This is a genomic window from Massilia sp. CT11-108, assembly GCF_047302915.1.
In the GTDB taxonomy this organism is placed as follows: domain Bacteria; phylum Pseudomonadota; class Gammaproteobacteria; order Burkholderiales; family Burkholderiaceae_D; genus Telluria; species Telluria orientalis.
This window is the reverse complement of record NZ_JBKYMO010000270.1, coordinates 1-7768: the sequence shown is the minus strand read 5'-3', so window position 1 is coordinate 7768 and position 7768 is coordinate 1. Positions and strand designations below refer to the sequence as shown.

Here is a 7768-nt window from a genome sequence, read left to right as displayed (position 1 = left end):
GTGCGGCTGCGGGTGCTGCAGCTTCGGCAGCAGCGGCTGCCGGCTTGGCGGCATCCTGGGCCATGGCCGGGGCGGCTGCGGCCAGCGCCACGGCGACGGATACGCCTGCGATCAGTTTTGTAATGGTGTGGATCATCGGATTCCCCTTACAGCGCTTCGTTGCCGGTCTCGCCGGTACGGATACGGACTACCTGCTCCAGGTTGGAGACGAAAATTTTGCCGTCACCGATCTTGCCGGTGCGGGCGGCGCTCTGGATGGTGTCGATCACCTGGTCGACGATGGCATCGTCGACCGCTGCCTCGATCTTGGTCTTCGGCAGGAAATCGACGACATATTCCGCGCCACGGTAGAGCTCGGTATGGCCCTTCTGGCGACCGAAACCCTTCACTTCCGTCACGGTGATACCCTGGACGTTGATTTCCGAGAGGGCTTCACGCACCTCGTCGAGCTTGAAGGGTTTGATGATGGCGGTGATCATTTTCATGTGATTGCCTCTTCAGAAAGTTTTTGAAACAGTGAGCAGGGCCGCGGACTTGCCCAGGTTTTCCGCGGACGGGCTCAGGTACGCGCTGGTGTCGGCCTTGATCCAGGACAGGGCCACGGAGCAGATGCCCAGGTCCTTCGTGACGCCGAGCTTGTAGTCGGTGTACGAGAACGAACCGTTGTGGCGCACGTTCTGGCGGCCGGCGTGCAGGTTCAGCGTGAAGCCGCTGCCGACGTCGACGTTGGCGCCGATGTCCAGGTAGCCGCTGCCCTTGCTGTCGGCCGTGCCGAACAGGTTCGTCAGCGAATGCGAGTACTTGACGTACGCCGGGCCGAAACCGAGCTGGCCGTACAGTTCGAACGTGTTGGCATTCGGATGCAGGCCATTGCTCGGGTAGAAGTAGTACAGGCCGCCGACGTCATAGGTGATGTCGCCCGTGAGGTTGCCGCGCTTGCCGCCGTACAGATCCCACTCGACGTCGCCGCTGCCGCCCAGGTCCTTGGTCCACTTGATGGTGGACAGCCAGGTGCCCGCGTACAGGCCGGTCGGGTTGTGCGTGTAGTCGGCGCCGCCCTGCAGTGCGGGGTCGAGACGGGACTGGGAAATGCCGCGGTAGCGATAATCGCTCGTGACCGCCGCGTTGAAACTCACTTCATTGTCCGGCTTCTGCTCTTCGGCGCCGGCCAGCCCGATGTGAAGGCTCCACAGGCTTGCTGCGAGTACTGCGGCGTGGGACCAGTTGCTGTTACGACGCTTCATACGACACTCCCTTTAGTTGAACATATTCTTGGGTTGCGGTTTACAATCCGGGATTGCGACCTCTTATGGTTAATGGTTGATTAGCAGGATGCGTGCCACCCCCATGCCGGGCGGGTTCCCGCTTGTTTTTCACCCCTTCCGCCCCCAGTTTTTTACTTTCAAAATACAAACGGGACCAGGGCGCGTGCGCCGTCGCGGTGCACGCACCAAATCAGGTATGTACGCACCTTCTTGGTGCGGCATGCCGACTCAAGGACTAGTGTGAAATGAACAATTTTTTCAATGATTTGCAGGGCAAGATCAATCAGGCGATCGAAAACTCGCCCGCCAAGGACATCGAGCGCAACGTCAAGGCGATGATGACCCAGGGCTTTTCGAAGCTGGACCTGGTGACGCGCGAAGAGTTCGATATCCAGGCCCAGGTGCTGGCCAAGACGCGCGCCAAGCTGGAGGCGCTGGAACTGCGCGTGGCGGAACTGGAAGCGAAGCTGGCCGCCTCCGACGCCAAGGCTTGACGCCTACGGGCGGCCGCGCACCCTCATCCGCACCTTCGCCCGAGCCATCACCCGCCACAGCGCGAACAAGGCCGCCCCGCCCAGGCTGACCGCAAACACGATCGCCACCATCCAGCCCATCGGATTGGTCAGCCCGAGACTGTCCGCGCCGAAGACGAGCGCGGACGCCAGCGCCACCTGCGCGATCCACACGGCCCGCAGCGGCCGGAACGCGTCGAGATCCCCACGCTTCCACAGGCGCAGCGCAACCCACGCGACGGGTCCGCACAGCAGGCAGAACAGCACCGCGAGGGCGAGCAGGGTCAGGATCAGTCGGGGCATGCGTGGGCAGGAGAAGGCGGAGCCCGCTACATTACCAGACACCGCGCAGACCCGACGCGAAAAAAGTTCGGCATACAGGCCTGTCCCCTCTCAACAGGCATCGTCTCCGCTTGCCTAAGATGAGGCCTCGCCCACCGTCGAAGGAGTCCGATGAGCCTCGCCGTCCTCAGAAGCCGCGCCCTGGCCGGCATGGAAGCACCGGCCGTCAGCGTCGAAGTTCACCTGGCCAATGGACTACCGGCGATGAATATCGTGGGGTTGGCGGACGCCGAGGTGCGCGAATCGAAAGACCGCGTGCGCGCCGCGCTGCAGAACTCGGGCTTCGAGGTTCCCAGCCGGCGCATCACCATCAATCTTGCGCCGGCCGAGCTGCCAAAAGAATCCGGACGGTTCGACCTGCCGATCGCACTGGGCATCCTCGCGGCGTCCGACCAGATCCCATCCGGCGCGCTGGACGGCTACGAATTCGCCGGCGAGCTGTCGCTGTCGGGAGAATTGCGCCCCGTGCGCGGTGCGCTGGCGATGAGCTTTGCCATGCTGCGCCAGCACGCCGACGAGGACACGTCCGCGCGCGCCTTCGTGCTGCCGTGGGCGAACGCGGACGAGGCGGCCCTCGTGACGGACGCCGTCATCTACCCTGCCCGCTCGCTGCTGGACGTGTGCGCGCACTTCGCCGCGACGTCGGACGAGGCGCGGCTCGCGCGCTACCGCCCCGTGCCGTCGGCCGATCCGCCCGTGTACCCGGACTTCGCCGACGTCAAGGGCCAGCAGCAGGTCAAGCGCGCGCTCGAGGTAGCGGCCGCGGGCCTGCACTCCGTGCTGCTGATCGGACCGCCGGGCGCCGGCAAGAGCATGCTCGCGTCGCGCTTCCCCGGCCTGCTGCCGCCGCTGCGCGAGGAGGAAGCGCTGGAGACGGCCGCGCTCCAGTCGCTCGCGGGCAGCTTCGCCATCGAGCGCTGGAAAAAACGGCCGTTCCGCAGTCCGCATCACACGAGTTCCGGCGTGGCCCTCGTCGGCGGCGGCCAGGGGCCGCGTCCCGGAGAAATTTCGCTCGCCCACCACGGCGTGCTGTTCCTCGACGAGTTGCCGGAGTTCGACCGCAAAGTCCTGGAAGTCTTGCGCGAGCCGCTGGAAACGGGCGCCATCACGATCTCGCGCGCCGCGCGCCAGGCCGACTTCCCCGCCAGTTTCCAGTTGATCGCGGCGATGAATCCATGTCCGTGCGGCTGGCTCGGCCACCCGTCGAGCAAGTGCCGCTGCACGCCGGACGCCGTGCAGCGCTACCAGGACCGCATCTCCGGTCCCCTCCTCGACCGCATCGACATCCAGGTACCCGTGGCCGCGATGACGCCGGATACGATGGCGCAACTGGCCGACGGCGAACCGAGCGCCGCCATCGCCGCGCGCGTCACGCAGGCGCACGCGCGCCAGTTGTCTCGCCAGGGCAAGGCCAACCGGAAGCTGACGACGCGCGAGATCGACCACCACTGCCACCTGGACACCGCCACCGCGCGCCTGCTGGGCGACGCCATGCAGCACCTGCACTGGTCGGCGCGCGCCTATCACCGCGTGCTGAAGGTGGCGCGCACGATCGCCGATCTCGCCGGCGTCGATACGGTCAACGCCCAGCACGTGGCCGAGGCGATCCAGTACCGGCGCGGCTTATGTGACCATTAAGCGGCGACCACTAATCCACGCGCCTGCCGGCGCCGCTCGATGACGAACACGAGCAGCAAGGCCAGCACCTCGAAACTGCCGCCGACCCAGCCCACGACCCCGGGCGACGCATGCGCCACCGTGAACCCGCCCGCCAGCGCGCCCAGCGAGAAACCGGCGTACTGGAACGATGCGTTCAGCCACAGCACGACACCCGGCAACAGCAGGCCGAGCGGCCAGTGGCCGAAGCCGGCGATCGCGGCGAGAGAAGGCCTCTGGGCAGGGAGGTGGGCTCGGTGGACATCGTCGACTCCGTTCTGGTTGCCTGATGCAGGCGTCTTTTCAGAACGGAGGACGACGCGTGAGACCAATCGGCCTCGAATCAGGCCATCGCTTCCCTGTCGAAGGATCAGGTGAGGCCCGTGGTCTGCTGTTCGCGCGCCGCGCGCTTGATGGCCTGGGGCGGCTGGCCGAAGGCGCGCAGGAAGGCACGGCGCATGCGCTCGGGATCGGAAAAACCGGTCTCGCGCGCGACGACGTCGATCGAGTGGTTGCTGCCCTCGATCATGGCGCGCGCCGCTTCCACGCGCAGCACCTCGATCGCACGGGCCGGCGACTGGCCCGTCTCGATGCGGAACGTGCGGCTGAACTGGCGCGTGCTCAGGTTGGCCGCCTCGGCCAGCTCGTCCACGGACAGCGGCTTGCGCAGGTGGCGCTTGGCGTACGACAGCGCCTGCTGGATGCGGTCGGACTTCGGCTCCAGTTCCAGCAGCGCGGAGAACTGCGACTGGCCGCCGCTGCGGCGGTGGTAGACGACGAGCTTGCGGGCGATGTTGCGCGACAGCTCGATGCCGTGGTCGCTCTCGACGAGGGCCAGGCACAGGTCGACGCAAGCCGTCATGCCGGCCGACGACCACACCTTGCCCTCGTTGATGAAGATGCGGTCTTCCTCGACGCGCACCTTCGGGTACATGCGCTGCAGGTCGCGCGCCAGCGACCAGTGGGTGGTGGCACGCTTGCCGTCCAGCAGGCCCGCCTCGGCCAGCAGGAAGGCGCCCGTGCAGATGCTGCCCACGCGGCGCGACTGCACGCCGGCCTGGCGCAGGATCTCGACGAAGCCCGGCGACGACGGACGCCGCGGCGCCATCTGCCCCGCCACGAGCAAGGTGTCGTAGTCGTAGCGCGTGACGGCTTCCGTGAGCACGCTGATGCCCGAGGAACTGGTCATCGCGCCCCCATGCTCCGACAGCATCGTGACCTCGTACATGGATTCTTCCAGCAAGGTATTGGCCAGTTCGTAGACCGTTGTCGCCATGAGATCCAGGACCTGGAAGCCGGGTGGCAGCAAGAGTCCGATTCTGCGTTTCATGTTGTCCTCAGTGATGATCAGGTTCGCCGGAGAGTCCGGCGCCACAGCGTCTGCTGCAGTGCATGATGGTAATCATACGACAACCGCTCCGGTCCAACCAAAAACAACTGACAAAGTAGATAGGCTTCCGAATATATGTGCATACGCACACTTTGTCCTGATTCGAGGGTTCTTTGTCATTCAGGGCAGACATGTTTGCGCCAACATTGATCCCAGAAGACAACATCTTCCACACCCCTGATAACCAGAACGGAGAATCACCATGCAACTCACGAACAATACCATCTTCATCACCGGCGGTACCTCGGGCATCGGCCGCGGCCTGGCGGAAGCGTTTCATAAACTGGGCAACCAGGTCATCATCGGCGGCCGCCGCAAGGCCCTGCTCGACGAGGTGACGCGCGCCAACCCGGGCATGCGCGCCGTCGAGCTGGACATCGCCGATCCGGCCAGCATCGAACGCGCCGCCGCGGCCCTGATCGCCGAGTGTCCCGCGCTGAACGTCCTGGTCAACAACGCCGGCATCATGCCGTTCGACGATCCGTCCGGCACGATCGACGACGCCACGGCCGTGTCCACCATCGAGACGAATCTGCTCGGCCCGGTCCGCATGACGTCCGCCCTCGTCGGCCACCTCAAGAAGCAGCCGCGCGCGACGATCATCAACAACACGTCGGTACTGGCCTACGTGCCGATCGCCACGAACGCGGTGTATTCGGCCACCAAGGCCGCGCTGCACTCGTACACGCTGTCGCTGCGCTTCATGCTGCGCGCTACCGGCGTGACGGTGCAGGAAATCGCGCCGCCGTGGGTCAACACCGACCTGATCCACAAAGGCGACGACCCACGCGCCATGCCGCTGGACGCCTTCATTGCCCAGACCATGCAGGCCCTGGCCACGGACCGCGAAGAAGCGCTGGTCGACATCGCCGTCCCGCTGCGCAACAACGCCGGGCCGGACGAGCACAAGCTGGTCCACGAGTTCAACGCCCACATCGCGGAGAACCCGATCCCGGTCGCCTGAACCGTCCGGCCCTGTTACCATGTCGTCATGACAAGACGACGCTTCGCGGCCCTCGTGGCCGCGCTCGGCCTGCTTCTGGCGGCCTGTTCCCCCAAGTACAACTGGCGCGACTATGCAAGTCCGGACGCGCCCTACCGCGTCATGTTCCCAGCGAAACCGGCAACGTTCACGCGCACCATCGACCTCGACGGCATGCAGGTCGCGATGACGATGACGGCGGCCGAGGTCGATGGCGCGACGTTCGCCGTCGGCGCGGCCGAAGCGCCGGACGCGGCGCGTGCCCAGGCCGCGCTGGAAGCGATGCAGCTCGCGCTGGTGCGCAACATCGGCGCCACCGTCACCAGCCAGAAGGCGACCGCGGACACGGACCGCGCCACGCGCGACGTCGACGCCAGCGGCACCCGCAACGGCGAGACCATGCACCTCGTCGGCCACTTCGAGGCGCGCGGCAAGCGCTTCTACCAGGTGATCGCGATCGGCAAGAAGGATGCGCTGCCCGCCGAACAGGTCGAACAATTCATCACCTCTTTCAAACTGCCCTGAGATGAACAGCGAGTCCCCTGCCCTGCGCCTGTCCGGCCTGCGCAAATCCTTCGGCCGGCCCGCCGTCGACGGCCTCGACCTGACCGTGCGGCGCGGCCAACTGTACGCGCTGCTGGGCCCCAACGGCGCCGGCAAGACGACGACCTTGCGCATGGTCACCGGCCTGCTGGCCCCCGATGCCGGCGACGTGCAAGTGCTCGGCATCGACCTCGCGCGCGATCCCGCGGGCGCGAAGCGCGGCATGGCCTATCTGCCGGACGACCCGCTGCTGTACGGGAAACTGCGGCCGACCGAATACCTGGAATTCGTCGCCGGCCTGTGGGGCATCCGCGCGCAGGACGCCGAACCGCGCGCGCGCCGCCTGCTCGACTGGCTCGACCTCACGAAGCACGCGCACGAGCTGACGGAAGGGTTTTCGCGGGGGATGAAGCAGAAGCTGGCGCTGGCCGGGGCGCTGATCCACGAGCCCGAGCTCCTGATCCTGGACGAACCGCTGACCGGCCTCGATGCGGCCGCCGCGCGCCAGGTGAAGGACCTGCTCGTGTCGCACGTCGAACAGGGCGGCACCGTGATCCTGACGACACACATCCTCGAGGTGGCGGAACGTCTCGCGCAGCGCATCGGCATCATCCGCCAGGGCCGCCTGATCGCCGAAGGCACGCTGGCCGAACTCCGCGAGCGCACCCAGGGCGGCAGCCTGGAAGACGTATTCCTGCACCTGACCGAAGGACAGCCAGGGTGAGTGCCGCGCCCGGAAGCATTCGCTGGCTGCTGGGCCACGAGCTGCGCCTGGCCTGGTATGGCGCGACCATCAACAAGGGCGGCAGGCGGCGTCCGGGCTGGCCCGCCATCGCCGTGTTCGTGATCGGGTTCATCGGATTGCACCTGATCGCGTTCGCGCTGCTGCGCGCACTGGGCCGCGACGGCATGGGCGACGCGCTGCTCGCGATCCCTATCAGCCTGCTGGTGGTCGTGTGCTCGACCTTCATGCTGTCGAGCGGCCTGCGGGCCTGCGTGCTGGCGCTGTTCGAGCGCGGCGACCTCGATCTGCTGCTGTCGTCGCCCCTGCCCTCGCGCAGCATCTTCGCGGTGCGTC

Annotated in this window: 10 protein-coding genes and 1 pseudogene; 6 read left to right on the top strand and 5 right to left on the bottom strand. The window is 66.4% G+C overall.

Annotated elements, in window-relative coordinates:
• Positions 1–146: 146 nt before the first annotated feature.
• Both ACEN88_RS19810 and ACEN88_RS19805 read right to left on the bottom strand, forming a co-directional pair.
• The gene (locus ACEN88_RS19810; protein ID WP_025511601.1) at positions 147–485 is read right to left on the bottom strand and encodes a P-II family nitrogen regulator; all 339 of its coding nucleotides are present in this window, start codon (positions 483–485) and stop codon (positions 147–149) included.
• A 12-nt stretch (positions 486–497) separates the two neighbouring features.
• Positions 498–1244, bottom strand: a complete 747-nt coding sequence (locus ACEN88_RS19805) for a TorF family putative porin (RefSeq protein WP_413342276.1) — start codon at positions 1242–1244, stop codon at positions 498–500.
• A 266-nt stretch (positions 1245–1510) separates the two neighbouring features.
• Here ACEN88_RS19805 and ACEN88_RS19800 point away from each other — a divergent pair, with 266 nt between their 5' ends.
• Positions 1511–1759, top strand: coding sequence for an accessory factor UbiK family protein (locus ACEN88_RS19800; protein ID WP_413342274.1), 249 nt, complete (start codon positions 1511–1513; stop codon positions 1757–1759).
• Positions 1760–1762: 3 nt separating this feature from the next.
• Here ACEN88_RS19800 and ACEN88_RS19795 read toward each other — a convergent pair whose 3' ends face one another.
• Positions 1763–2122, bottom strand: coding sequence for a hypothetical protein (locus ACEN88_RS19795; protein ID WP_413342272.1), 360 nt, complete (start codon positions 2120–2122; stop codon positions 1763–1765).
• A gap of 108 nt (positions 2123–2230) precedes the next feature.
• On the opposite strand from ACEN88_RS19795, the gene ACEN88_RS19790 reads away from it, so the two are divergent.
• Entirely contained in the window at positions 2231–3757 is a 1527-nt protein-coding gene (locus ACEN88_RS19790) for a YifB family Mg chelatase-like AAA ATPase (protein WP_413342270.1), read from the top strand.
• Here the strand turns inward: ACEN88_RS19790 and ACEN88_RS19785 are convergent.
• Positions 3754–3945: a hypothetical protein gene (locus ACEN88_RS19785; RefSeq protein ID WP_413342268.1), complete on the bottom strand. Its 192-nt coding sequence runs from the start codon at positions 3943–3945 to the stop codon at positions 3754–3756. The two genes, ACEN88_RS19790 and ACEN88_RS19785, sit on opposite strands and share 4 nt — an antisense overlap.
• Positions 3946–4145: 200 nt before the next feature.
• Positions 4146–5105 carry a GlxA family transcriptional regulator gene (locus ACEN88_RS19780; protein ID WP_413342266.1) on the bottom strand — a complete coding sequence of 320 codons (960 nt, stop codon included), beginning with the start codon at positions 5103–5105 and terminating at the stop codon, positions 4146–4148.
• 262 nt (positions 5106–5367) lie between these two features.
• Here ACEN88_RS19780 and ACEN88_RS19775 point away from each other — a divergent pair, with 262 nt between their 5' ends.
• From ACEN88_RS19775 to ACEN88_RS19760, 4 genes and pseudogenes are all read left to right on the top strand, one after another.
• Positions 5368–6129: an SDR family oxidoreductase gene (locus ACEN88_RS19775; RefSeq protein ID WP_413342264.1), complete on the top strand. Its 762-nt coding sequence runs from the start codon at positions 5368–5370 to the stop codon at positions 6127–6129.
• A gap of 27 nt (positions 6130–6156) precedes the next feature.
• Positions 6157–6672, top strand: a complete 516-nt coding sequence (locus ACEN88_RS19770; RefSeq protein ID WP_413342262.1) for a hypothetical protein — start codon at positions 6157–6159, stop codon at positions 6670–6672.
• A 1-nt stretch (position 6673) separates the two neighbouring features.
• Positions 6674–7414: an ABC transporter ATP-binding protein gene (locus ACEN88_RS19765; RefSeq protein ID WP_413342260.1), complete on the top strand. Its 741-nt coding sequence runs from the start codon at positions 6674–6676 to the stop codon at positions 7412–7414.
• A pseudogene (locus ACEN88_RS19760) lies at positions 7411–7768 on the top strand (putative ABC transporter permease subunit); the annotation flags it as partial. The gene ACEN88_RS19765 and the pseudogene ACEN88_RS19760, both read left to right, overlap by 4 nt.